20 protein-coding genes and 1 pseudogene are annotated in these 22,622 nt (G+C 67.3%); 11 read left to right on the top strand and 10 right to left on the bottom strand.

Features of this window, described 5'->3' with window-relative positions:
- Positions 1-142 precede the first annotated feature (142 nt).
- From MBENS4_RS09680 to MBENS4_RS09665, 4 genes are all read right to left on the bottom strand, one after another.
- On the bottom strand, positions 143-661 hold the full coding sequence (locus tag MBENS4_RS09680; protein ID WP_039390425.1) for a cytochrome b: 519 nt from the start codon (positions 659-661) through the stop codon (positions 143-145).
- Between the two features lie 4 nt (positions 662-665).
- Positions 666-2,729, bottom strand: coding sequence for a TonB-dependent receptor (locus MBENS4_RS09675; RefSeq protein ID WP_052322161.1), 2,064 nt, complete (start codon positions 2,727-2,729; stop codon positions 666-668).
- A gap of 143 nt (positions 2,730-2,872) precedes the next feature.
- Positions 2,873-4,270: a porin gene (locus MBENS4_RS09670; RefSeq protein ID WP_199904364.1), complete on the bottom strand. Its 1,398-nt coding sequence runs from the start codon at positions 4,268-4,270 to the stop codon at positions 2,873-2,875.
- 125 nt (positions 4,271-4,395) lie between these two features.
- Positions 4,396-5,376, bottom strand: coding sequence for a PQQ-dependent catabolism-associated beta-propeller protein (locus tag MBENS4_RS09665; protein ID WP_052322351.1), 981 nt, complete (start codon positions 5,374-5,376; stop codon positions 4,396-4,398).
- 175 nt (positions 5,377-5,551) lie between these two features.
- Between MBENS4_RS09665 and pedF the strand changes: the two genes are divergently transcribed.
- The 5 genes from pedF (at position 5,552) to MBENS4_RS09640 (ending at position 10,296) form a co-directional block, all read left to right on the top strand.
- On the top strand, positions 5,552-5,995 hold the full coding sequence (gene pedF / locus MBENS4_RS09660) for a cytochrome c-550 PedF (RefSeq protein WP_084592017.1): 444 nt from the start codon (positions 5,552-5,554) through the stop codon (positions 5,993-5,995).
- Between the two features lie 65 nt (positions 5,996-6,060).
- Positions 6,061-6,888, top strand: a complete 828-nt coding sequence (locus MBENS4_RS09655) for a substrate-binding periplasmic protein (protein ID WP_242404854.1) — start codon at positions 6,061-6,063, stop codon at positions 6,886-6,888.
- Positions 6,889-7,159: 271 nt separating this feature from the next.
- Positions 7,160-8,908 (top strand): methanol/ethanol family PQQ-dependent dehydrogenase, encoded by a 1,749-nt coding sequence (locus MBENS4_RS09650; RefSeq protein WP_039390421.1) that lies wholly within the window; start codon positions 7,160-7,162, stop codon positions 8,906-8,908.
- A gap of 81 nt (positions 8,909-8,989) precedes the next feature.
- Positions 8,990-9,670: a response regulator transcription factor gene (locus MBENS4_RS09645; protein ID WP_084592016.1), complete on the top strand. Its 681-nt coding sequence runs from the start codon at positions 8,990-8,992 to the stop codon at positions 9,668-9,670.
- Between the two features lie 185 nt (positions 9,671-9,855).
- Positions 9,856-10,296: an acyl-CoA thioesterase gene (locus tag MBENS4_RS09640; RefSeq protein ID WP_039390419.1), complete on the top strand. Its 441-nt coding sequence runs from the start codon at positions 9,856-9,858 to the stop codon at positions 10,294-10,296.
- A gap of 4 nt (positions 10,297-10,300) precedes the next feature.
- Here MBENS4_RS09640 and MBENS4_RS09635 read toward each other — a convergent pair.
- The 4 genes and pseudogenes from MBENS4_RS09635 to adh form a co-directional block, all read right to left on the bottom strand.
- Positions 10,301-12,573, bottom strand: a pseudogene (locus tag MBENS4_RS09635) (PAS-domain containing protein).
- Positions 12,574-12,612: 39 nt separating this feature from the next.
- Complete coding sequence (locus tag MBENS4_RS09630; protein ID WP_052322159.1) at positions 12,613-13,764, bottom strand: FIST N-terminal domain-containing protein; 1,152 nt, start codon at positions 13,762-13,764, stop codon at positions 12,613-12,615.
- 169 nt (positions 13,765-13,933) lie between these two features.
- A complete protein-coding gene (locus MBENS4_RS09625; RefSeq protein ID WP_039390417.1) occupies positions 13,934-14,344 on the bottom strand; it encodes a DUF779 domain-containing protein in 411 nt (136 codons plus the stop codon).
- A gap of 309 nt (positions 14,345-14,653) precedes the next feature.
- Positions 14,654-16,174: an aldehyde dehydrogenase gene (adh, locus tag MBENS4_RS09620; protein ID WP_039392140.1), complete on the bottom strand. Its 1,521-nt coding sequence runs from the start codon at positions 16,172-16,174 to the stop codon at positions 14,654-14,656.
- Between the two features lie 247 nt (positions 16,175-16,421).
- Between adh and MBENS4_RS09615 the strand changes: the two genes are divergently transcribed.
- From MBENS4_RS09615 to MBENS4_RS09605, 3 genes are read left to right on the top strand one after another with little or no spacing between them, the layout of a single operon-like run.
- Positions 16,422-17,888, top strand: a complete 1,467-nt coding sequence (locus MBENS4_RS09615) for an ATP-binding protein (RefSeq protein ID WP_039390415.1) — start codon at positions 16,422-16,424, stop codon at positions 17,886-17,888.
- 11 nt (positions 17,889-17,899) lie between these two features.
- Complete coding sequence (locus tag MBENS4_RS09610; RefSeq protein ID WP_039390414.1) at positions 17,900-18,085, top strand: DUF4169 family protein; 186 nt, start codon at positions 17,900-17,902, stop codon at positions 18,083-18,085.
- Positions 18,085-18,288: a hypothetical protein gene (locus MBENS4_RS09605; protein ID WP_039390412.1), complete on the top strand. Its 204-nt coding sequence runs from the start codon at positions 18,085-18,087 to the stop codon at positions 18,286-18,288. Before MBENS4_RS09610 ends, MBENS4_RS09605 begins: the two co-directional genes overlap by 1 nt.
- A 223-nt stretch (positions 18,289-18,511) precedes the next feature.
- On the opposite strand, the gene MBENS4_RS09600 is transcribed toward MBENS4_RS09605, so the two are convergent.
- Together MBENS4_RS09600 and MBENS4_RS09595 are read right to left on the bottom strand one after the other, a co-directional pair.
- Positions 18,512-19,000, bottom strand: coding sequence for a hypothetical protein (locus MBENS4_RS09600; RefSeq protein WP_052322158.1), 489 nt, complete (start codon positions 18,998-19,000; stop codon positions 18,512-18,514).
- Between the two features lie 194 nt (positions 19,001-19,194).
- Positions 19,195-19,842 (bottom strand): NAD(P)H-binding protein, encoded by a 648-nt coding sequence (locus tag MBENS4_RS09595; RefSeq protein ID WP_039390410.1) that lies wholly within the window; start codon positions 19,840-19,842, stop codon positions 19,195-19,197.
- A gap of 216 nt (positions 19,843-20,058) precedes the next feature.
- Between MBENS4_RS09595 and bioF the strand changes: the two genes are divergently transcribed.
- Genes bioF through MBENS4_RS09580 form a run of 3 tightly spaced genes read left to right on the top strand, consistent with a single transcriptional unit; the run spans position 20,059 to position 22,615 of the window.
- Positions 20,059-21,222 (top strand): 8-amino-7-oxononanoate synthase, encoded by a 1,164-nt coding sequence (gene bioF / locus MBENS4_RS09590; RefSeq protein ID WP_039390408.1) that lies wholly within the window; start codon positions 20,059-20,061, stop codon positions 21,220-21,222.
- A complete protein-coding gene (locus MBENS4_RS09585; RefSeq protein WP_039390406.1) occupies positions 21,219-21,839 on the top strand; it encodes an alpha/beta fold hydrolase in 621 nt (206 codons plus the stop codon). Before bioF ends, MBENS4_RS09585 begins: the two co-directional genes overlap by 4 nt.
- Before the next feature lie 8 nt (positions 21,840-21,847).
- Positions 21,848-22,615, top strand: a complete 768-nt coding sequence (locus MBENS4_RS09580; RefSeq protein WP_039390404.1) for a methyltransferase — start codon at positions 21,848-21,850, stop codon at positions 22,613-22,615.
- Positions 22,616-22,622: the final 7 nt, after the last annotated feature.

Here is a 22,622-nt window from a genome sequence, read left to right as displayed (position 1 = left end):
CCCGGCGCGCGCCGCCAATGACGCGGAGCGTCGATCAGGTCACGACCGGCACCGGTGCGACACCCTAAGTCAGCGCCACCGGAGCAGACAAGAAAAGTTGAGATGCAATCACTTATGCAATCGCTGACATGGCGATCACCGTTCAGAGCATGCGCTTGAGGATATCGTCCTTGAGCATGAAATGGTGGCGCAGCGCCGCAAGGGCGTGGCCGGCGACAAGCGCGATCAGGAGGTAGCCGCCGATCTCGTGCGCTTCGTGCCCCAGACCTGCGAGCAGGCTGTCCTTCACCACCGGCAGGCGGGGGATGTCGAACAGGCCAAACCAGGTCAGCGGATAGGGGCTGGCCGACGACATTATCCAGCCCGTCAGCGGCATCGCGATCATGAAGAGATAGAGCACGACGTGGACCAGATGCGCGAGGCCGACTTCGGCCCGTGTCATCGTCGCGGGGTAGGCGGGCGCGGTCCAGGCCATGCGCCAGCCCAGCCGCACCAGCGAGAGGACCAGAACGCTCATCCCCACCGCCTTGTGCAGAGGCATGATCGAGATGACCCCGTCCAGCGGCTCGTGCAGCAGGCCGCCAGCGATATTGGCGATAATCAGCAGCGCGATCAGCCAGTGCAGCGTGCGCGCACCTGCGTTGTAGCGTACCGTCCCCATGCCCTCACATCCCCCATCGCAGCCCCGCCCACAGCGTGCGGGGCACACCTGTATCCATAGACCCTGCCTGGTTGCGCGTCACGATGGTTTCGTCGGTCACGTTCTCGGCGCGCAGCACCAGACTGGCCTTCCCGCCAAGCGGAACCTGTGCAAAGAGATCGAGCGTTGTGGCCGCGGGCAGCACGTCGCTTTCCCGGTCGTCCTCGTACTGCGCGCCGACATGGCGCAGCGTGGCCGCGATCCGCCACCCCTCCTTCGGTACCAGCCCGAGCGTGGCCGAGGCGGCGAAGTTCGGGGTCTGCGAGGGGCGCAAGCCGTCCAGATCGGCCGAAGCGCCCTGCCCATCCACCTTGCTCTCGGTCCACAGCAGAGAGCCGTCGAACCGCACGATCCCGCGCACCAGATGCGCGCCCAGCTCGATCCCCTGCGAATCGATGGCGGGCAGGTTCTGGCGCTGGCGCAGGTTGGGCTCCAGCGTGACGTTGGCGATGGCGTGCTTCACCCGGTTGTCGAAGGCGGTCAGGGTGAATTTCATCCCCGACATGGGCGTCAGATCGAGCCCGGCCTCGTAGCCCTCCAACTTCTCGCTGCGCAGCTGCGCGTTGGCCTGGGTGACGACGGGAAAGACCACGAAGGGACGGTAGAGTTCGTTGAGCGTGGGCATGCGCAGACCCGAATAGGCCGCTCCGCGCACGGCCAGCGCCTCACTCAGCGCCAGCCGCGCGCCGCCGCGCCAGGTCACCGTCCAGTCCGCCTGCCTCGCATAGTCGGTGCGCCCGGTCGGCGTCCCTTGCGCATCGCGCGTGGCGTAATAGCCGCCCGAAATGACCGTGCGATCCGCGCGCACGCCTCCGGTAAGGGTAAGCGCGCCGAGGCGCCAGTCGTCCTCGGCGAAGAACCCGAGGTCGCTGTTCACCCCGCCCGCCTGCCGCCGCTCGGTCACGTTGCCCGAAAAGGCGCTGATCGCGATCTCGTTCATCGTACCCGAGGAACGCCGCCAATCGGTGCCAAGACGCAAGGTGTGCGCATCGCCTATGGGCGGGCGCAGCTCGAACTTGCCGCCGATCCCCGTCGCGGGGGTCTTGTACTGGTCGAGTACGGGGGTGAAGCGGCTGGAGGAAATGACCGTGTTGGCGAAATTGCGCGCCTGGACATAGGCCAGCGCGTCGAACTGCCAGGTGCCGCGCCCGACGAGGCGCAGGCTCGCGTCCTGCCCCTCACTCGCGCTGTCGGCGCCCGCAAAGCGCAAGGTGCGATCGTCGCGGAAGATCAGGCCGCGCGCCTGGAGCTCCACGTCCTCGCGGATCGGGACGACGGTTCGCAGGCCCAGCGACCAGGATTCGTAGCGCGCCCGTACGCTGGCATCGGCGCGCTGGTCACGCGGCGTCGTCCAGAAACCCTTGCCCCGGTCCCAGCGACCGGAGACGACCGCAAAACCGCTGCCCAGCTGGGGCGCGATGGCTGCGCTGAGCTCGCTCTCCCCGCGCTGGTTGCCAAGGGCACTGGCGGTGAGGAGGCCCAGCTGCTCTGCACCTGCGCTTTCCAGTTCGATCGTGCCCGAAAGCGCGCCGCCGCCAAAGGGGCCAGAGCCTCCGCCCCGCGTCACCCGCACAATGCCCAGCGTGTCGGGCGAAAGCGCGGTGAGCGGAATATACCCGAAGAAGGGATCGGCCATCGGCACCCCGTCCAGGAGGACAAGCGCACGGCTGGTGGCGTTGCCGCCCAGCGCGCGCAAGGTCACCCCTTGCGCGGAGGGGTTGGACGAGCGGCTGTCCGAGCGTCGGAACTGCTGGAAGCCCGCAACCGAGGAGAGCACGTCCTCGACCCGGCCCGAGGCCGACGAGACGATGTCCCGGCGTTCCAGGGTGCGGGTCGAATAGGCCGGACGTCCGGGCGTCTCGGAAAGACCACGCCCGGTGACAAGGATCTCGCCTGCGAACGCAGCGTCGTCCGCATCCTCGGCGTGGGCGGGTAATGAAAGGAGAGTGGAGGCAAGCAGGGCGAGCGCCAGCGCGCTGGCAGCCGTCTGCGCAGCGCACGCGCGCCGCTTGGGGGTGAAGTCATCCATGGCTGCGACCTTTTCCGGGTGACGATGTGGGGCATGTCTGGGCAATGTGGTCCCGGAAGACCTGTCATGAGGACAACCGGCCTTCCGGGAAGATACCGGGGACGCACAGCGCCCCCGGCTCGGTGGTGCCTCGGGGAAAGCGCCTAGAAGAAGAGGATGCCGCCCATGGCAAGCGCATCGCTTTCGGCCTCGTTGCCCGAATGGGCCTCAGCCTTGGAGTGGATGTACTCGCCGATCAGCGTGACCCAGCTGGTCAAGCTGTAGCGCACCTGGCCGACATAGCTGGAGTTGGTCTTGACGAGGTCCGGGTTGGCGAGCGCATCGGCCGGGTTGGCAAAATCAAGCGAACTCTCGCCATAGCTGCCGCCCACCGCGAACTTGCCGAAGGTGGCCAGGCCCTGGACGTAGAAGCCATCGCTCGAACGCGGGTTGCCTTGCGCGTCGGTGTCGAACAGGCCCAGCACGGTCGTGCCCAGACCCTTGGCGGTGTAGTAGTAGCCGGTCACCGCGATGGGGCCCGCCGTGACCTTGGCGCCCATGTCGAGCCCGCGCCCGGTGTAGTCGCCGCCAGTCAGCATGTCGTGCTTCTGGGTGATGCCGGAGGCCCACAGGTGCGCACCGACGCCGCCGAACTGGCCATCGTAGGTGAGCTTGCCCTGGAAGCCGGGCTCCGAATTCGCCTGCGCCGGGCCGGTCAGCGAGGAGAGCGGCTGGAACACGCCGACTGCGGCCTGGAAGCCGCCCAGCTTGGGGCTGGTATAAGTGATCTGCGGCTGGAAATCGGTGTAGATGTAGCCCGAGCCGATGCGGCCCAGCGTCGTGTTGGCGGGCGCCACGTTGCCGCCGGGCGAGCCCGAGGAGAGCAGCGTGATGTCGTTGAGGATCGCATCGGAACCGAACAGGCCGATGTCGCGGCCCAGCTTGACCGTGCCGAAGTTCGCGCGGCCAAAGCTCATATAGGTCTGGCGCGCGTCGATGCCCGAGGTGGCGAGCGCGGTGGGCTGGCCGCCGTTGTTGGCGCCCAGCGTCCCCCAGGCGGCCGAGTTGATGCCGGGGTAGAGGCCGAAGAAGGCGTTGATGTCCCAACCCGCCTGCTGGGTCGAGACCGAGACCGTCAGGAAGCCGGGAAGAAGGCCGTTGCGCACCGCGCTCGAATTCTTCGTGCCCACGCTGGCAATGCCCCCCACGACCGGGGTCGTGGCCGAGGGCGTATCGGGATTGTCGTGTACGTAGAAGCCGTTGACCGAGCCTGCGAACTGGATCGTGGCCGGACCGACCTCGAAGCCGATGCCGCTCTGGGTGCGCTTGACGAGAAGGCCGGTGTCGACCTCGCCGCCCTGCACGGCCACGGCCGGGGCGGGCGTGGCCTCGGCCTCCGCGGCTTCTTCGGCGAGGAGTTCGTTGTACTCCTCGTCGGTCAGGATACCTTTTTCATGCAGACGCTTGAGCAGGGTCTCGCCCGTACCGGCAAAGACCGGCGTCGTGGACATGGCGATAGCCCCCAGCGCAGCGGTGCTGCGCAGCATGATCTTGCCGATCATCGTTCATCCCCTCCTGAGGTTTATGTGTCGTCTTTTCCTGCGACTGTTCTCAGCATGGGAGCGGATGGGAATGTGCGAAATTGGACTTTGGGACGAACTGACCCGGTTCGGTGCAAACCGCGCCCTCAGTGGCCCAGCGCGACGCCCCAGGGGCCTTTTCCGGCAGGGATCGTGGCGATGACCTCCCGCATCGCAATGTCGATGAGGGACAGCGTGTCGCTCGCCCCGTTGGCGACCAGCGCGCTCCCGCCATCGGGCAGGATCGCCAGGTGCCAGGGGCGTTCGCCCACAGGGACATAGCCGCGCACCTCCCCGCTCGCGACATCGACCACCGCCACCGCGTTCGCGCGTCCCAGCGCCACCAGCGCCGTCCTGCCATCAGGCGTGAAGCGGATGCCGCAGGGCATGACCTTGTAGGCGGGGACGCCCGGCGGCGCGAAGGCGATGGTACGCGTGATCGTGCGCGTCGCGACATCGGCGATGTGGACCGTCCCTGCCATTTCCGCCCCGATCCAGACCTGCTGGCCGTCAGGCGTGAACTCGACATGGCGCGGGCGCGCGTCGGTCTCCATTTCCAGGCGGACCTCGTGGCTGGCGACATCGACCCAGGCGACGGTGTTGTCCTCCTCGCTCGTCACGAGCAGCCATGTGCCGTCCGGGCTCTGCGCGATGCCTTCGGGCTCCTCGCCCACCGCAACCTGCCAGGCGACCTTGCCTTCCACGAGGTCCACTGCGGTGGCCGCCGCGTTGTCCTCGTTGGCCACGAACAGGTAGCGCCCGTCGAAAGCCGGAAAAAACTGCTCAGGGTCCGCGCCCGAGGGGAGCGTGCGCACGAGCGCGCCCGTTGCCGGGTCGCGCACTTCCACCGCGTTGTCGAGGCTCGCGCAGATGAGAAGATACTTGCCATCGCGTGTCAGCGCGATCCCGCGCGGGCGCTGGCCGACCGGCCATTCGGCCACGATCGCGCGGCTCTCCAGGTCAACGACCGAGACCGTCGAGCTGCGCTCGTTGCTGATATAGGCGCGCGTGCCCGCGCTTGCCGGGGCGCTCGCGGCAAGCGCTGTTCCAAGGGTCAGAAACGCTGTGAACGCGCGGCGGGCTGACATGTCCATGATCCTCTCCATTTGCCTTGCAAACCTAGGCATTTGCGCGCCCCGGGCCCATTGCACCTTGGTCTTGTACCATGGTCCAATTGGGGAAAGTTAAAGGCTTGCGCTAGATCATGGACACCATTCGGGGACGCCTGACCGAGCCCTGAGGTCGCAGAGGATGACTGACACCATGACGATACGTACAGGCCGCGCGGCCCTGATCGCGGCGGCGGCCATTACTTCGCTTACCGCAGGCACCAGCCTGCTGGCCCACGGCAACGTGACCCCCCAGGCGGTCGACACCTCGGCCCTGCCCGACATCGAGGGCGGCAACGACACCTGGATGGCGGAGAACCCCTATTCCGGCAACGCGACAGCCATTGCCATCGGCGAAAGCGCCTATGGCCAGAACTGCGCGCGCTGCCATGGCCTCGAGGCCATTTCGGGCGGTATCGCCCCGGACCTGCGCTACCTCGAACCCGGCCCCTCGGGCGATGAATGGTTCGTCGAGCGCTTCCGCAACGGCTCCAGCCACGACGGCAAGGTCTACATGCCACCCTTCGGCGAGGTGCTCGGCCAGAAGGCAGGCTGGGCGATCCGCGCCTGGCTCGAAACCAAGTACACCGACGAGTAAACCCAATGGAGAGTGGTCGCAGGACTCTCCTGAAGAGCCTTTTCGCCGCCGCAGGGGCGCTGGCCATGCCAGCGGCCCTGCGGCCTTCGTCGCTTTGGGCCGCCCCGCTTGCCAAGGTGCGCGAGGCCGGCGTGCTGCGCGTCGGGCTCTACACCGACAACCGGCCCTGGTCCTGGGATGAGGCTGGCACACCTGCCGGCATCGACGCCGACCTTGCCCGCGCGCTTGCCGAAAGCCTGGGCCTTCGCGCCGACATCGCGCTGTTCATCGCCGACGAGGAAGTCTCCGACGACTTGCGCAACGTGGTCTGGCGCGGGGGCCTGCTCGGCTTCCAGCCCTGCGATGTCATGCTCCACGTCCCCTTCGACCGCACCTTGATGCAGCAGGAGGACAACGTCGCCTTCATGGCGCCCTACTACCGCGAGAGTTTCGGCGCGGCCTGCAGCCCGGATGCGGGCAACTGCGAGGTCGTGCCTGCGCAGTTCAAGGGCCACCCGATCGCGGCCGAACTCGATTCGATCCCCGACTTCTACCTTCTGGGCCATGCCGGAGGGGTCCTGGCCAGCGACCTCGTCCACAAACGCACCGGCTATGAGGCGATCTCCGCGCTCGGCACGGGCGAAGCCGACTTCGCAGTGGCCAGCCGCGCGCAGATCGAGGCCGCCCTGGCCGACGCGCCCGAAGCGGGCATCCGAAAACGCCAGGGGCCCCTGCCGATGATGCTTTCACCCGGCTGGGACATCGGCATCGCGGTCAAGGAGAACTCGCGCACACTCGGCTTCGCGCTCGAGGACGAGATGAACGCGATGATCGCCGATGGCCGGATGACCGCCCTGTTTTCCAGGCACGGTGTGAACTGGCAGCCCGCATTGGCGAGCCAGAGCGCAGCGTGAACGGGGGGACGGGGGTGCCGACTGCGACCGGCGCCCCCCGAACCGTCCTCTCCCGGCCCTGTCCCGGAACCCTCCCGCACACCATCCGACCGCTTCGGAATCGGGACTTTCCCGTGACTTGGCGCACACCCAATCGCCATACCCCTCATCCCAAGGTGCAATTGTTTGCGCCCCTGCGAGGTCTAGGCTGACCGCCGACGACCGGAGATCATGGGGGCACATCCCGAGCAACGAATCCCCGGCGAGGTCACCCCAATAACGGAGGGATAGGATGAAGCGGCGTTTTTCACATTTTCTGGCCGGCCTTGCGGCCGCCACCGCACTGGTCGCAGCCCCGGCGCTGGCCGACCACCATGGGCCCACCAGCTCCGACCTGATGAACGACGCGGCCAGCGCGGGCGACGTTCTGAGCTACGGCATGGGTCCCTGGCAGCAGCGCTTCTCCGGCCTCGACGCGCTCAATTCCGATAACGTCAGCAAGCTCGTCCCCGTCTTCGCCGCCTCGCTCGGCGGGGAGAAGCAGCGCGGGCAGGAAGCCCAGCCGCTGGTCTATGACGGCACCATCTACGTCACCGGCTCCTACTCGCGCCTGTTCGCCTTCGACGCGCGCACCGGCGAGAAGAAGTGGGAATACACCGCGCGCCTCCCCGACGGCATCATGCCCTGCTGCGACGTCGTCAACCGCGGCGCCGCGATCCACGGCGAGAAGATCATCTTTGCCACGCTCGACGCGCGCCTGATCGCGCTCAACCGCGAGACCGGCAAGGTCATCTGGAACAAGAAGACCGCCGACTACCAGGAAGGCTACTCGGCCACCGCCGCCCCGCTGATCGTCAAGGACATGGTCATCACCGGCAACTCGGGCGGCGAATTCGGCGTGGTCGGCGCGGTCCAGGCCCGCAACGTCGACACCGGCGAGCTGGTCTGGGAACGCCCCGTGATCGAAGGCCACATGGGCACCTTGAACGGCCAGCCCAACGGCATGACCGGCAAGCTCAACGCGACCTGGCAAGGCGATCTGTGGAAGACCGGCGGCGGCGCCACCTGGCTGGGCGGCACCTACGATCCGGGCACCAACCTCCTCTACTTCGGCACCGGCAACCCGGCGCCCTGGAACAGCCACCTGCGCCCGGGCGACAACCTCTACACCTCCTCGACGCTCGCCATCGACGCCGACACCGGCGTCATCAAGTGGCACTACCAGACCACCCCGCACGATGGCTGGGACTTCGATGGCGTGAACGAGTTCATCCCGTTCGACGCGACGATGAACGGCAAGCCGATGAAGCTGGGCGCCAAGGCGGACCGCAACGGCTATTTCTACGTGCTCGACCGGACCAACGGCAAGCTTCTGGGCGCGCACAAGTTCGTCATGCAGACGACCTGGGCCGACGGCATCAACCTCAAGACCGGCCGCCCCAACTACATCGGCGATGGCCGCCCCGGCGCTCCGAGCGGCGCGGAGAAGGGCAAGGTCGTGTTCTCTTCGCCTTCGTTCCTGGGCGGCAAGAACTGGATGCCGATGGCCTATTCGCAGGACACCGGCCTGTTCTACATCCCCAGCAACGACTGGGGCATGGACATCTGGAACGAACCCATCGCCTACAAGAAGGGTGCAGCCTACCTGGGTGCGGGCTTCACCATCAAGCCGATTGCCGACGACCACATCGGGGCCCTGCGCGCCATGGACCCCAAGACCGGCAAGATCGTGTGGGAATACAAGAACGCAGCCCCGCTCTGGGGCGGCGTGCTGACCACCAAGGGCAACCTCGTCTTCACCGGCACGCCCGAAGGCTACCTCAAGGCCTTCGACGCCAAGACCGGCACGGAGCTTTGGAAGTTCCAGACCGGTTCGGGCGTGGTCGGCTCGCCCGTCACCTGGGAGCAGGACGGCGAACAGTACGTCGCGGTGATGTCGGGCTGGGGCGGCGCGGTGCCGCTGTGGGGCGGCGAAGTCGCCAAGACCTTCAAGGACATCAGCCAGGGCGGCATGCTCTGGGTGTTCAAGCTGCCCAAGTAAGACGCAACAGAACGGTAACTGGAGCGCTGGCACAAGGGGTCATCCCGAGGCTGGCGCTCCCTCCCTCCCCGGGATAGGAACATGAACGCACTGGCAGGAATGGAACGCGCAATGGGCGGACTGACGAGCCCCGACAAGGTCCTGATCGTCGATGACCATTCGCTTGTGCGCGATGGCCTGCGCTCGATCTTTGACGACGCCTTTCCCACCTGCGAAATCCTGGAGGCCGACAGCCTGCAAGGCGCGCTCCAGGCGCTGGACACAGCCGACGATGTCGACCTTGTCCTCCTTGATCTCAACATTCCCGACGTCTCGCACCTCTCCGGCCTCGAGGCGCTGCGCGACCGGTTTCCGGCCACCCCCGTGGTCATGGTCTCGGGCGTGACCGACCGCAACGTGGTGCGCGATGCGCTGGCCGCAGGGGCCGCCGGGTTCGTGCCCAAGTCGCTCAAGCGCACGGCCATCGTCGAGGCGCTGCAACTCGTCCTCTCGGGCGAAATCTACATGCCCGAACTCGAATGCGACGAGACCCAGGCCGCCGAGGAAGACATGATCCGCGCCCGGATCGAGACGCTCACCCCCCAGCAGCGCGTGGTCCTGGGGCACCTCGTCGCGGGCCGCCTCAACAAGCAGATTGCCTACGAACTCGACGTCTCGATGACGACGGTGAAGGCGCACGTTTCCGCAATCCTGCAGAAGATGAACGTCTTCTCGCGCACGCAGGCCGTGATCATGGCCGGAAAGATCGGCTTTCGCGGGTAGTTAAGAAGAAGATTTTTCCAAGGGGCCATCGCCCCTTGACCCCGGAATCGGCGACCTCACCTTTCTCGGCTACGGCGGCGCGCGCACCGTGAGGTGGACAGTTCGGGGAGCCCGAGGGCGATGGCCCTCGGATAATCTATTCTGATCCTCTTTGCCTTCGGCCGCCTGGCTGGTAGCCCCCTCCCATGAGCCGTGAACCCTTGCGCGAGCGCGCCTACTACCGCGCCTTTGTCCCCGTCGCCACGCGTTGGCGCGACAACGACATCTACGGCCACGCCAACAACGTGGTCTATTATTCGTGGTTCGACACGGTGGTGAACACCTGGCTGATCGAGGCGGGCCTGCTCGACCTTGAAAGCGAAGCGCCGACAGGTCCCATCGGGCTCGTCGTCGAAACGGGCTGCCGCTATGCCGCCTCGGTGCAGTTCCCGCAGAAGCTGGAGGTGGGCCTTCGCGTGGCGCGGCTCGGTTCCTCCAGCGTCACCTATCACCTCGGCCTCTTCGTTGCGGGCGAGGACGCGCCTGCCGCCGAAGCGCACTACACCCACGTCTATGTCGACCGGGAATGCCGCCGCCCGACCCCGCTGCCCGAGGACTGGCGCACCGCCTTCGCCGCGCTGACCTGAGCGCTCAGAGCACGTCGAGCTGGCGCAGAAGTGCGCGCAGGCGTGCCGGTTTCACGGGCTTGTTGAGCACGGGCAGCCCTTGCCCTGCGGCCAGTTCCGCCACTTCGTCGCCGCGGTCGGCGGTGATGAGGATCGCGGGGATCTCGCGCTCGGTCTGGCCGCGCAGGAGCGCCACCGCCTCGTCGCCCGTGCGGCCTTCGTCGAGGTGGAAGTCGACGATCATCAGCACGGGCCCCTGCTCCAGCGCGGCCGCAGCCGCCGGATCGCCGGGGTCCGGCACGGCTACGACATCGAGCCCCCAGTTCTCCAGCAGCGCCTCCATGCCGCGCAGGATCGCCGGGTCATTGTCGACGACAAGCACCAGCCCGCCTTCCTCCGCGCGCGTGCCTTGCGCGCTGGCGGGCAGTTCGGGCGCGCGCGCTTCGGGCGCGCAGCGCGGCGCGCGGATCGTGAAGCAGGCCCCTTGCCCGGGCGCGGTCTCCAGTTCGATGGCGTGGCCCAGCACCGCGGTCACGCGGCGCACGATGCAAGGCCCAGCCCCTTGCCGGGGATCTTCTGCGTCTTGCCGACCCGGCGAAACTCCTCGAAGATCTGCGCGCAGTCCTCCTCGGCAATGCCGGGCCCGGTATCGCGCACGCGCACGCTGACTTCGTCCTTCGTATGTTCGACTTCCACGCAGACACGGCCCACTTCGGTGTAGCGGATCGCGTTGGAGACGAAGTTCTGCAGCACCCGGCGCAAGAGGCGCGGGTCGGAACGCACCCACAGGTCCGTCTCGGGGATGGCGAACTCGAGCCCTCCGGCCTGGGCGAGCGGGGCGAACTCGATGCGCAGTGCCGTCAGGATCGGGTCGAGCGCCAGCGGCTGGATCTCGGGCTGGACGGCGCCCGCATCAAGGCGCGAGATCTCGAACAGGGCTTCGAGCAGTTCTTCCACCGAATCGAGCGCGGTCGAGGCCTGCTGGACAAGGCTCGCCGCGCGTTCGGGCATGGCCATGCCGTCCATCGCCGAGACGAACAGGCGCGCCGCGTTCAGCGGCTGGAGCAGGTCGTGGCTGGCCGAGGCAATGAAGCTCGTCTTGGAGCGGTTGGCGGTCTCGGCCTCGTTCTTGGCATCGACCAGCTGGCGGTTGACCTCGACCAGTTCGGCGGTGCGCTCCTCCACGCGCCGCTCCAGCGTCTCGGCGGTCTCGGTCAGCGAGCGCTGGAAGCGGACATGGTCGGTGACATCGTCGAAGGTGAAGACCATGCCCCCGTTCTTGAGCGGGACCGAGCGGATCACGACGTGGCGCTCGCCCATCATGCACATCGTCTCCAGCTGGCCGAGCGAGCGCGCCTCCCCCTCCTCGCGCCAGTCGAGCGCCTCGGCCCGGTCGAGCCCCTGGCGTTCGAGGCACCAGCTGCGCAGCATCTCGTGGTTCTCGATCTCGGGTGCCCCTTCGCCGGCTTCGCCTTCGAGGCCCAGCATCGCAAGCACGCCCTCGTTCCAGGCCTGGAGGTGGCCGGTCTGATCGAACAGGCACACGCCTTCGGACAGCGTGTCGAGCGTTGCCTGGAGCGCGAGGTTGCGTTCGGCCAGTTCGCGCGCGCGCTGGCGCGCGTCCTCGGCCTTTACCGAGGTGATGTCGGTGTAGATCCCGACGGTGCCGCCCTGGCTGGTGCGCAGCTCGTTGATCTGGATCCAGCGCCCGTCCGAGAGCGCCTGGACATGCGCGCCCTGCGCGCGGCGATGCTGCGCCACACGGTCCTTCAGCCAGCGCTCGGGCGCCACGCGCGAGGCCACCGTCGCGCCCGAGCGCGCGAGGCGCGAGGCCAGCTCGGAAAATTCCGGCGCACGGTCCGAGATCGCCTCGAAGTAGGGGAATATCTTCAGGAAGGCCCGGTTGCACAGGATCATCCGGTCTTCATCGTCGAACAGGGCAAAACCATCCGAAAGCGATTCGATGGCATCGCGCAGGAGGACACGCGCGGCCGTCGCATCGGCGTGGGCCTGGGCAAGCTCGGCGTTGACCGTGTTCAGGCGCTCCAGTGCGATCTCCAGCGCGCCGGTGCGGTCGCGCACCATGGCTTCGAGCGAGATCGCCGTCTCGAACATCGAGAAGGCCCCGCCCTGCAGGTCGGTCGAGCGCTCCACCCGGTCGATCAGCGCGGCGTTGATCTTCTCCAGCTGCTTCACGCGCGTGCGCAGCCGCGCCAGTTCGGCGTCCCGGTCTTCGGTCGTCTCCTCCAGGGCCTTCGCCCCCGGCGCCGGTGTCTCCCCCGACTTTTCGCGCAGCATGGCCGGTCTCTCTCCCGCTCCTGTGTCTCCCGTCCTGGCTCAGCGCCCTATCGCCAGACCACTGAAGGTCTGGTTCATGTGCGCTGCGAGGAATTGCTCACCATAGGTGTTGAAACCGATGATCTTGTTGTCGACGTAGAGCCGGGAGAGTTCGCGCACGATCTGCCGGTCCTCGGCGTCCAGACGGTTGAGCACGCAGTCAAAGCCGATCACGTGATCGATCGTGCCAATGCGCTGCGAGACCTTTCCGATCAGCTCGTTCATCCAGGCAATGCGCTCGATCGGCTCGCCGATGGTGAGGACGACGCCGGTGTCGATGGCGCAATAGAAGGTAAGCGAACCGTCCGCGTTGGCCGACTGGATCGAGCGCACGTGGTACTGCCCGCCGGTGCGCACCATGGGCGGGTGCGCGGCGAAGAAATGCGCATCGAGCGCATCGGGCGTCTGGCCGGTGAGGCGCACGTACTCCTCGGCGGCGGGCGCGGCGTTGATCTCGTAGACGGTGCGGGTCTGGGGATCGGCCTCGGTGATGACCATGCGCGCGGGGCCGGGCCGGTAGGGGCTCTCGCAGAAGACGTGCATCGGGCGGCGGCTGGTGAGCACCGCGATCACCGCGCAGTCTCCGTGGAAGCGCCCTTCGTGCAACACGCCGGTCTCGCTGAAGGAGAGGCCATCCCCGCTCGACCCACCGATCAGCTGGATGTCGCCCAGCGCGTGCTGCGCGGTCATCGTCAGCAGTTCCTCGCGGTGCGAGAGCCCATCGACGAAGAAAAGCGCGACCTGGTGCACGTCCTGGACCGCGGCATGGTCGAGCCGTGCCCCGGCCACCAGCTGGCGGATCGCGCCCTGCGCTTCCTGCGGATCGAAATGGTCGAGCGCATCGAAGCGCAGCGAGACCATCGAAAAGCTCTCCGCCGGAAAGCCGACGAGCACCACGGTTTCGGTGTCGTAGCCCCGGTCGGTCAGTTCGCCTGCACTGGTGCAACCGATCAGGGGCACGCCGGGCAGCCCTTCGCGCAAGGCCTTGGCAAGTTCATCGCGCGGGAAACGGTTGGAGCAGAACAGGAGCGCGCCTGCCAGCTCCATCGTGCCGACAGCGGCGGCAAGATCGGCCACGACGCTGGTCACATCGGCCGCGCGCGAGGAACAGGTCAGAAGGGGCGTATCGCCATGCTCCAGCTGGATCTGCATGCCTTGACTATTTCTCCCATCGGACCTCCTCGTTCGGTGGGAGGCCCTTGCAACCCTGCGCGGCCCGCAAAGGTGCCGTGCAATCGTTTTGCAGACCTTAGTCTTACGCCGGGAAAGCCCATAGGCCAAGGAATTTGCGACATGGCGCAAGCGCGCGCACGGCCTTGCCTCAGGACGCTGCGGCATCGCCGCGTGGCGGCGCACCGGCAGCTTCGAGTGCGGCGTTTTCCGCGTCGGTGAAAACACGGCTGCGGATCACGAAACGCACCCCCTCGGGCGCCTCCAGGCTCATGCCCGAACCGCGCCCAGGCACGACATCGATAGTCACCTGGGTGTGGCGCCAGTATTCGAACTGCGCCGCCCCGATCCAGACCGGGGTATCGCCCACCAGCGTGCCCAGCCGTACGTCCTGCCCGCCCACGCGAAACTCGCCTGCCGGAAAGCACATCGGCGCCGACCCATCGCAGCACCCGCCCGACTGGTGGAACATGAGCGGCCCGTGCTGCGCGCGCAGGCGCAGGATCCAGTCCTCGGCCTCAGGGGTTGCGCAAATGCGCGGGGGAGGTGTCGTGTCGGTCATCGCTGCGCTCCCTGAATAGCAAAGAAGACGATTTCCGAGGGCCATCGCCCTCGGGCTCCCCAAATTGTCCACTTCACCTTGCGCACGCAACGGCAGTGGAGAAAGGTGAGGTCGCCGATTTTGGGGTCAAGGGGCGATGGCCCCTTGAGAAATCCCTCTTCTTCTTCGCCTCTAAAAAAGACGGTGGATGACCCGAGGGCCACCCACCGACCCGAGAGACCCGGCGCCACTGGACTGGTGGAGTGAGAGATGGGCGCCGGGAGCGGAGCTCTGCAGGGCTCCTTGGGGGGCTTTCCCAGGACGTTCGGATCAAAAGAAGCCGAGCGCCTTGGGGCTGTAGCTGACGAGCAGGTTCTTGGTCTGCTGGTAGTGGTCCAGCATCATCTTGTGGTTCTCGCGCCCGATGCCCGACTGCTTGAAGCCGCCGAAGGCCGCGTGGGCGGGGTACATGTGGTAGCAGTTGGTCCACACGCGCCCGGCCTGGATGCCACGGCCAAAGCGGTAGGCACGCGTGCCGTCGCGGGTCCAGACACCGGCGCCCAGGCCATAGAGCGTGTCGTTGGCGATGCTCAGCGCCTCTTCCTCGGTCGAGAACTTGGTCACCGACAGCACCGGCCCGAAGATCTCCTCCTGGAAGATGCGCATCTTGTTGTGGCCTTCGAGCACGGTGGGCTGCACATAGTAGCCCTGCGACATGTCGCCCTCGTGGAGCGCGCGTTCGCCGCCGGTGAGGACCTTGGCGCCCTCGTCCTTGCCGATCTGGATGTAGGAGAGGATCTTCTCCATCTGGTCGTTCGAGGCCTGCGCGCCGATCATCGTGGCAGGATCGAGCGGGCTGCCCAGCTTGATCGCCTCGACCCGCTTGATCGCCTTCTCGATGAAGGCATCGTAGATCGATTCGTGCACCAGCGCGCGGCTCGGGCAGGTGCAGACCTCGCCCTGGTTCAGCGCGAACATGGCAAAGCCTTCGAGCGCCTTGTCGAGGAAATCATCGTCCTGCGCCATCACATCCTCGAAGAAGATGTTGGGGCTCTTGCCGCCCAGTTCGAGCGTGCAGGGAATGAGGTTCTCGCTCGCGTACTGCATGATGAGGCGACCGGTGGTCGTCTCACCCGTGAACGCGATCTTGGCGATGCGCTTGTTGGTGGCGAGCGGCTTGCCCGCCTCGACGCCAAAGCCGTTGACGATGTTGAGGACGCCTGCGGGCAGGATGTCGGCGATCATCTCGGCGAGCACGAGGATCGACATCGGGGTCTGCTCGGCGGGCTTGAGCACCACGCAGTTGCCCGCCGCCAGCGCTGGAGCAAGCTTCCAGGCCGCCATCAGCAGCGGGAAGTTCCACGGGATGATCTGGCCCACGACGCCCAGCGGCTCGTGGAAGTGATAGGCGACGGTGTCGTGGTCGATCTCGCCGATCGAGCCTTCCTGCGCACGCACGCAGGCCGCGAAGTAGCGGAAGTGGTCGATCGCCAGCGGCACGTCGGCCGCGGTCGTCTCGCGGATCGGCTTGCCGTTGTCGATGGTTTCGACCAGCGCCAACTTGTCGAGGTTGGCTTCCAGCCGGTCGGCGATTTTCAGCAGCGTGTTGGAGCGCTCGGTCGAGGAGGCTTTCCCCCAGGCGTCCTTCGCCGCGTGCGCGGCATCGAGCGCGAGCTCGATGTCCTCGGCCGTACCGCGCGCCACCTGGCACACCACCTGTCCGGTGACGGGCGAGACATTGTCGAAGTACTGCCCTTTCACGGGCGCGACCCATTTGCCGCCGATGAAATTGTCGAACTTGTCCCGGATCAGCGATTCACCCGAGAACTTGCTCATGGCCTGCTCCAGCATCCCCATATCTCCAAACGTGACCACATCGCTCTTGCGCGATTTTTCGAAGGCCACATTGGGCCGCAGGGCCGCCAGAGCCAATTGTACCATGGGACGATAGACCTTGGTCGGGGATCGGAGGGACCGGCGAACCAATGGATCCATTTTCATGTCGAAACAAATCCTCGCCCGCAAGAAACCGCCGCTCTTCTGGAAAACCGGGCAAGCGCCCCTTGCCTCCCCCCACCCGCATTTGCCAATAGCTCCCGTGAGCGCGAATATCGTCATCGGCGACGGGCCACACGGCCAGCCGACAGAGATCGACATCAAGGAACTTCTGGCGACCCGCCTGCTTGTGCAGGGCAATTCCGGGTCCGGGAAGTCGCATCTGCTGCGCCGCCTGCTCGAAGAGAGCGCCAGCCTTGTCCAGCAGATCGTGATCGACCCCGAAGGCGACTTCGTCAGCCTGGCCGAGGAATTCGGCCACGTCGTGATCGACGGCGCGGCCTATGGCGAGGCCGAGATCGTCAAGCTCGGCGCACGCATCCGCCAGCACCGCGCCTCGGTCGTGCTCGCGCTCGACGAGCTGGAAATCGACAGCCAGATGAAGTGCGCGGCCCAGTTCCTCAACGCCCTGTTCGATGCCCCGCGCGACCAGTGGTACCCCGCGCTCGTCGTCGTCGACGAGGCGCAGATGTTCGCCCCCGCCGCGGCGGGCGAAGTCTCCGAAGAGGCGCGCCGCATTTCGCTGGGCGCGATGACCAACCTCATGTGCCGTGGGCGCAAGCGCGGCCTGGCCGGCGTCATCGCGACGCAGCGCCTTGCCAAGCTCGCCAAGAACGTGGCCGCCGAGGCTTCCAACTTCCTGATGGGCCGCACCTTCCTTGACATCGACATGGCCCGCGCGGCGGACCTGCTGGGCATGGAGCGCCGCCAGGCCGAGGAAATCCGTGACCTGGGACGCGGCCAGTTCCTCGGGCTTGGCCCTGCGATCTCACGCCGCCCGGTCAAGACGCAGATCGGTTCGGTCAAGACCGGTGCCAAGTCGGTGACGCCCGGCCTCATGCCGCTCCCTGAAGCCTCCACCGAGGACATGCGCGAGCTGCTCCACGACAACCTGCACGTCGAGCCGGAAAAGCCCGACTTCGTGCGGCCCGTGCGCCGCCGCATGGAAATGGAGGAGCTCGACCAGAGCATCGCGTCGGGCCCCGCCGCCGAGGCCCTGCCCCCGCGCCCCGAACGCCCCGAGCCCGAGCCCGAGGAAAACCGCGCCGCCATGCTCGAAATCCTGAACGCGATGGCGCGCGACGAGGACAGCCTGTTCCAGTCCTCGACCACACTGTTCCAGGACTTCACGATCCGCTGCCGGATGAAGGGCATCTCGGTGCGCAGCCTTGATGCAACGATGTTCCGCCGGGGCTTTGCCGCCGCCGTCGCAGGAATCGAGGACCCTGAGGACGAACGCTGGTTCGACCTTGTGAACCTGGCCAAGCACGTCCCCGACGACGCGCTCGCCCCGTTCTACGTCATCGCCCGCGCAGCGATGGACAACGAACCGTGCCCCGACGATGACCGGCTCGCCAAGATCTACGGCACCAGTTCGCCGCGCCGCATCCAGCGCCTGCTCGATTACCTCGAAAAGGACGGGCTGATCGTGGTGCGCACCGACTTTGCGGGCAAGCGCTCGGTCGGCGTGCCCGATCTGGGCGTGACAACCGCCGCCGTCGAGGCGTAAAAGCCCTCCACATGGCCGAGATCGTCAACCTTCGCATGGCCCGCAAGGCGAAGGCCCGCGCCGATGCCCGCGCGCAGGCCGAGGAAGCGCGCGCGCGCCACGGCGCCACCAAGGCAACGCGCGAGAAGACATCGGCGGAGATCGCCCGGCTGGAGCGCACTGTCGAGGGCGCCCGCCGCGAAAAGGACACCGACTGATGCGATCGACCTACCTCGAGGCGACCGTGCGCCTCTACCACCTGAGCGATGCGATGGAGGGCGGCGCGGCCGAAACGCTGTTCTACGGTAGTTTGACGCAGGCCATGCAGATCGCCGCGCAGCAGGACGAGGCGACGCAGGAAGGCCTGTTCATCGCGACCGACAACGATGTCGTTGCCTATCTCGACCTGCTGGAAGGTTGAACGATATTTCAAGGGGCCATCGCCCCTTGACCCCAGAATCGGGAACCTCACCATTCTCAACCAACGCCGCGCGCGAAAGGTGGGGTAGACAGTTCGGGGAGCCCGAGGGCGATGGCCCTCGGAAACCTTTCTTCTACCTGCCCCACCCCGCAGGTGCCTCGGTGGCCGTGCGCGGTGGGACAGGCAGTTCGCAAGGACCGGCGATTGCCGATCTATCGGGTTCTTAGAAGCGCGCCTGCAGGCCGCCTGCGACATAGCCGTCGCCCACGTTCACCTTGGCATCGAGCATCGGCATGACCGGCATCGAGGCGGTACCGTAGGCCCGCACCGAATCGCCCATGTAGCGCGCGCCCACGCCCAGCGTGACCATCGGCAAGCTGTAGCTGGCTTCCACGCGGCCATAAGCCTTGAGGCCGGTGCCGTCGCAATGGTCGTCGTTCACCGCGACATCGTCGATGCGGCGGTAGCACACGCCATCGTCCGAGGTGTAGCGCGGGTGGTCCTTGTCGTAGATGAAGGCGCCGACCGAGGGCGTCACGGCGAAGCCGCCGTCGCGCAGGATCGGGTAGCCCACACCCAGTTCGCCGCCCCACTGGCCCTTCCACTTGGCGACATTCGCCTCGGCGGTGACCTGCGCCGCAGCGGGCGAGGCGGCCAGCAGCGATCCACCCAGGGCTGCAGCGGCTAGGGCGAGGATGTGGCGGTGCGACATGGTTCGTATCCTTTTCGGGTATGCACAAAGAGGCACACACGGCCTCCCCCGCGCATGCAGGCGGCCCTGTTGCGCATAGCGCCCCGCAGCGACAAGCAGGGCGCACGCAGCCCGTCCCGCCACCCCGTCACCTCACCGCTATCCCGTACAAAAAACGCGCCGGACCGTGGGTTTAGGTAGGGGCAAAGCCCCGGTCAGGCCATTGCGTCGAGCGCGTCGCCCACCGGCGTATCGCCATCGGTCAATTCCAGGATCACGCGCGAGAGCTGCGGGCGTTCCAGAATCCCGGCCAGAACCTGCGCCACGTGATCGCGCGACACATTGCCATAGGGCAGCGCAAGGCCCAGCGCGATCTTGCCATCGCCGCCCTCGGAACTGAGCGTGCCCGGACGCACGATCACCCAGTCGAGATCGCTCTGCGAGAGGTGCGCGTCGGTCAGCTTCTTGATGCGCATGTAGTTCTCGAGCCCTTCCTTGGGCTCGGCATCGCGCCCTGCCTCGGGAAAGGCCGAGACGAGGAGGAAGCGCGTGGCCCCCGCCTTGCGCGCGGCTGCGACGGCCTTGACCAGCCCGTCACCATCGACCGCCTGGGTGAGGTCGTAGCCCGCCCCGCCCGCGCCGGCCGAGAAGACCACCGCATCGGCGCTATCCATAAGCTCGGCCAGCTCATCGACGCTGAGCGCGGTGATGTCGCCCGCCACCGGCTTGGCGCCCTTGTCGGCGAGGATCTGCGCCTGTTCGCTCTTGCGGTGCATGGCCAGCGGCACATGGCCGGCCTCGGCCAGCAGGGGGACGAGACGCGAGCCGACCTTGCCGGCGGCACCGATGATGAAGACGTTCATGGTATTCGTTCCTGTTCTGGTGCGACAGGCAGGCGCAGCACGCCTGCCTTTTTCCGTATCCTTGCCAACCCATGTCGGAGCGCGGTGTTCCGATGACAACCATCTGGGGCGACGCGATTTCCCCTCTTGCGCCGGGTCGCGATGCCTGGCCACGCAACAGGAAGTTCCCCCCGCGCCATTGTCTCTTGGGCCCGCTTGCCATAACCGGCACCGAGAATGACACGGCTCGACCCCTTTCTGACCCAGGCCCTCGCGCGGATCGACACGGCCGGGCAGCGCCGCACCTTGCGCCCCGCCCATCTCGAAGGCGCAGGCCGGATCGTGCGCGCGGAGCGTACTCTCGTCGACTTCTCCAGCAACGATTACCTGGGGCTGGCCCGCCACCCCGAACTGCGCGCGCGCGCCATCGCCTGGACCCAGCGCCTCGGCACCGGATCGGGCGCCTCGCGCCTCGTCACGGGTACCAGCGCCGAGCAGCTGGCGCTGGAGGCGCAGATTGCCCGCTTCAAGCACACCGAGGCCGCACTGGTCTTTGCGAGCGGCTGGCAGGCCAATGCCACTGTCATCCCCGCGCTGCTGGCCGCCGTGCCGGGCTGCGTGGTCTTCACCGACCGGCTGATCCACGCCTCGATGCACGCAGGGCTGGCGAGCGCGGGCGTGCGCCAGGTGCGCTTTCGCCACAACGATCTCGACCACCTCGAAACGCTGCTGGAAAGCAAGGGCCGCGAGGCACCCGCACGCCTGATCCTGACCGAGAGCGTGTTCTCGATGGACGGCGACCGTGCCGACCTTGCTCGCCTCGCCGACATCGCGCAGCGCCACGAGGCCGCGCTCTACGTCGACGAGGCCCACGCGACCGGCGTGCTGGGTCCGGGCGGCGCGGGCCTCACCGGCGAGGTGCCCGGGCGCATCGATCTTGTCATGGGGACCTTCAGCAAGGCGCTCGGCGGCTTTGGCGCTTATGTCGCAGGCTCGCGTGTCCTCATCGACTACCTCGTCAACGCGGCGAGCGGCTTCATCTTCACCACCGCGCCGCCGCCTGCGGTGCTCGGCGCCATCGACGCCGCGCTCGACCTCGTGCCCTCCCTGGACGCCGAGCGCGCGCATCTGGCCGCTCTGGGCGACCGGCTGCGCGAAGGGCTCAGCGCGCTCGGGCTCGACTGCGGTGCCTCCAGCACGCAGATCGTGCCGGCCGTGATCGGCCCGGAAGCCGAGACTCTCGCGCTCTCGGCCCGGCTCGATACGGCCGGGTTCCTCGTCTCGGCGATCCGCCCGCCCACCGTTCCCCCCGGGTCCAGCCGCCTGCGCATCGCGCTGCGCGCCGCCCATTCTTTTGACGACATCGACGCGCTGCTGACAGCGCTCAAGGACGCCTTGTGAACCTTCTCTTCGCCCATGGCTGGGGCTTTGACGCCGCCTTCTGGGAGCCGCTCGCCGCCCTCCTGCCCGAGCACGCGCACGTGATCGACGACCGCGGCTATTTCGGCGCGCCCACCCCGACGGAAATCGAAGGCCCCTGCCTTGCCGTGACGCACAGCTTCGGCACCATGCGCGTTCTTTCCGACCCGCCGCCGGGCCTTGTCGGCATCGTCGCCTTCAACGGCTTCGACCGCTTCAGCGCGCGCACCGGCCGGGTGGGTGTTCCGGTGCGCGTGATCGACCGCATGCTGCGCCGCTTCACCCAGAGCCCCGAGACCGTGCTCGCCGAATTTCGCGCGACCTGCGGCGATACGGCGCCGGTGCCCACGCCCGTCCCTGATCCCCTGCGCGAAGACCTGCTACGCCTGCGCGACGGCGAATGCCCGACGCCTGCCGTCCCGCTCACGTCGGTCCAGGGCCGCGCCGATCCGCTCCTTGCGCGCGAGATGTGTGAGAGCGTCTTTCCACGCGGCGAAGTGCGCCGGGTAAGCCATGCAGGCGGCCATCTCCTCCCGGTCGAGGACCCGGCCTTCTGCGCCGAGACGGTGCGCGCCATGGTCGGCGCGCGGGTCGCCTGAGTCTGGCCTTGCGCGTCCCCCGCGACCAGATCGCCCGCGCCTTTTCGGGCGCCCACGGCTACGAGGCCCATGCGCCGATCCAGCGCGAGGTCGCCCGCGCACTGGCGACCCGCATCGCCGCGCTGGATCTGCCCTGTGACCTTCGCGGCCTGGAAATCGGCTGTGGCACCGGCTTCCTGACCCGCGAACTGCAGGCCGCCCACGTCACCGGGGACTGGCTCGTCACCGACCTTTCGCCCGACATGCTCGCACGCTGCCGCGCGGCCCTGGGCGAGAGATCCGGCCACCGTTTCGCCCCGCTCGACGGTGAGACCGGAACACCCGAGGGCGGCCCCTTCGACCTTCTCTGCTCCAGTCTGGCCCTGCAGTGGTTTACCGATGCGCCCGCAGCGCTTGCCCGGATGGCCGGATGGCTGGCGCCGGGCGGCCATCTTGTCGTCACCACGCTGGGGCCCGCGACATTTGCCGAGTGGCGCGCCGCGCACGAAGCGCTCGGCCTCACGCCTGGCACCCCCGCCTTTCTCCCGCCCGAAGCTTATACGCAGCTTCCCGGAGCCGACGTCACCGTCACGCACCACGTCCAGCGCAGCGCGGACGCGCGCGCCTTCCTGCGCAGCGTCAAGGCGATCGGTGCAGGCACCGCGCATGCCGCCCACACGCCGCTCACCCCTACGCAACTTCGCGAGGTCATGGCGCAATTCGACATTAACGGATCCACGGCCACCTACGAAGTCGTGACGATCCACCTGACCCGCCCCTCGATCCGGACAAGGTGATTGTACC

Origin of the sequence: Novosphingobium sp. MBES04 (genome assembly GCF_000813185.1) — a bacterium.
GTDB classification, from domain to species: domain Bacteria; phylum Pseudomonadota; class Alphaproteobacteria; order Sphingomonadales; family Sphingomonadaceae; genus Novosphingobium; species Novosphingobium decolorationis.
This window is presented reverse-complemented; position numbering and strand designations above follow the sequence as displayed.

Coding starts and splice junctions, on each gene's coding strand:
- MBENS4_RS09650 (WP_039390421.1), top strand. CDS start 7,160: ATGAAGCGGCGTTTTTCACATTTTCTGGCCGGCCTTGCGGCCGCCACC.
- MBENS4_RS09670 (WP_199904364.1), bottom strand. CDS start 4,270: ATGATCGGCAAGATCATGCTGCGCAGCACCGCTGCGCTGGGGGCTATC.
- MBENS4_RS09645 (WP_084592016.1), top strand. CDS start 8,990: ATGAACGCACTGGCAGGAATGGAACGCGCAATGGGCGGACTGACGAGC.
- MBENS4_RS09655 (WP_242404854.1), top strand. CDS start 6,061: ATGCCAGCGGCCCTGCGGCCTTCGTCGCTTTGGGCCGCCCCGCTTGCC.
- MBENS4_RS09675 (WP_052322161.1), bottom strand. CDS start 2,729: ATGGATGACTTCACCCCCAAGCGGCGCGCGTGCGCTGCGCAGACGGCT.
- pedF (WP_084592017.1), top strand. CDS start 5,552: ATGACGATACGTACAGGCCGCGCGGCCCTGATCGCGGCGGCGGCCATT.
- MBENS4_RS09605 (WP_039390412.1), top strand. CDS start 18,085: ATGCGATCGACCTACCTCGAGGCGACCGTGCGCCTCTACCACCTGAGC.
- MBENS4_RS09600 (WP_052322158.1), bottom strand. CDS start 19,000: ATGTCGCACCGCCACATCCTCGCCCTAGCCGCTGCAGCCCTGGGTGGA.
- MBENS4_RS09665 (WP_052322351.1), bottom strand. CDS start 5,376: ATGTCAGCCCGCCGCGCGTTCACAGCGTTTCTGACCCTTGGAACAGCG.
- MBENS4_RS09595 (WP_039390410.1), bottom strand. CDS start 19,842: ATGAACGTCTTCATCATCGGTGCCGCCGGCAAGGTCGGCTCGCGTCTC.
- MBENS4_RS09625 (WP_039390417.1), bottom strand. CDS start 14,344: ATGACCGACACGACACCTCCCCCGCGCATTTGCGCAACCCCTGAGGCC.
- adh (WP_039392140.1), bottom strand. CDS start 16,174: ATGCTGGAGCAGGCCATGAGCAAGTTCTCGGGTGAATCGCTGATCCGG.
- MBENS4_RS09680 (WP_039390425.1), bottom strand. CDS start 661: ATGGGGACGGTACGCTACAACGCAGGTGCGCGCACGCTGCACTGGCTG.
- bioF (WP_039390408.1), top strand. CDS start 20,059: ATGACACGGCTCGACCCCTTTCTGACCCAGGCCCTCGCGCGGATCGAC.
- MBENS4_RS09610 (WP_039390414.1), top strand. CDS start 17,900: ATGGCCGAGATCGTCAACCTTCGCATGGCCCGCAAGGCGAAGGCCCGC.
- MBENS4_RS09640 (WP_039390419.1), top strand. CDS start 9,856: ATGAGCCGTGAACCCTTGCGCGAGCGCGCCTACTACCGCGCCTTTGTC.
- MBENS4_RS09630 (WP_052322159.1), bottom strand. CDS start 13,764: ATGCAGATCCAGCTGGAGCATGGCGATACGCCCCTTCTGACCTGTTCC.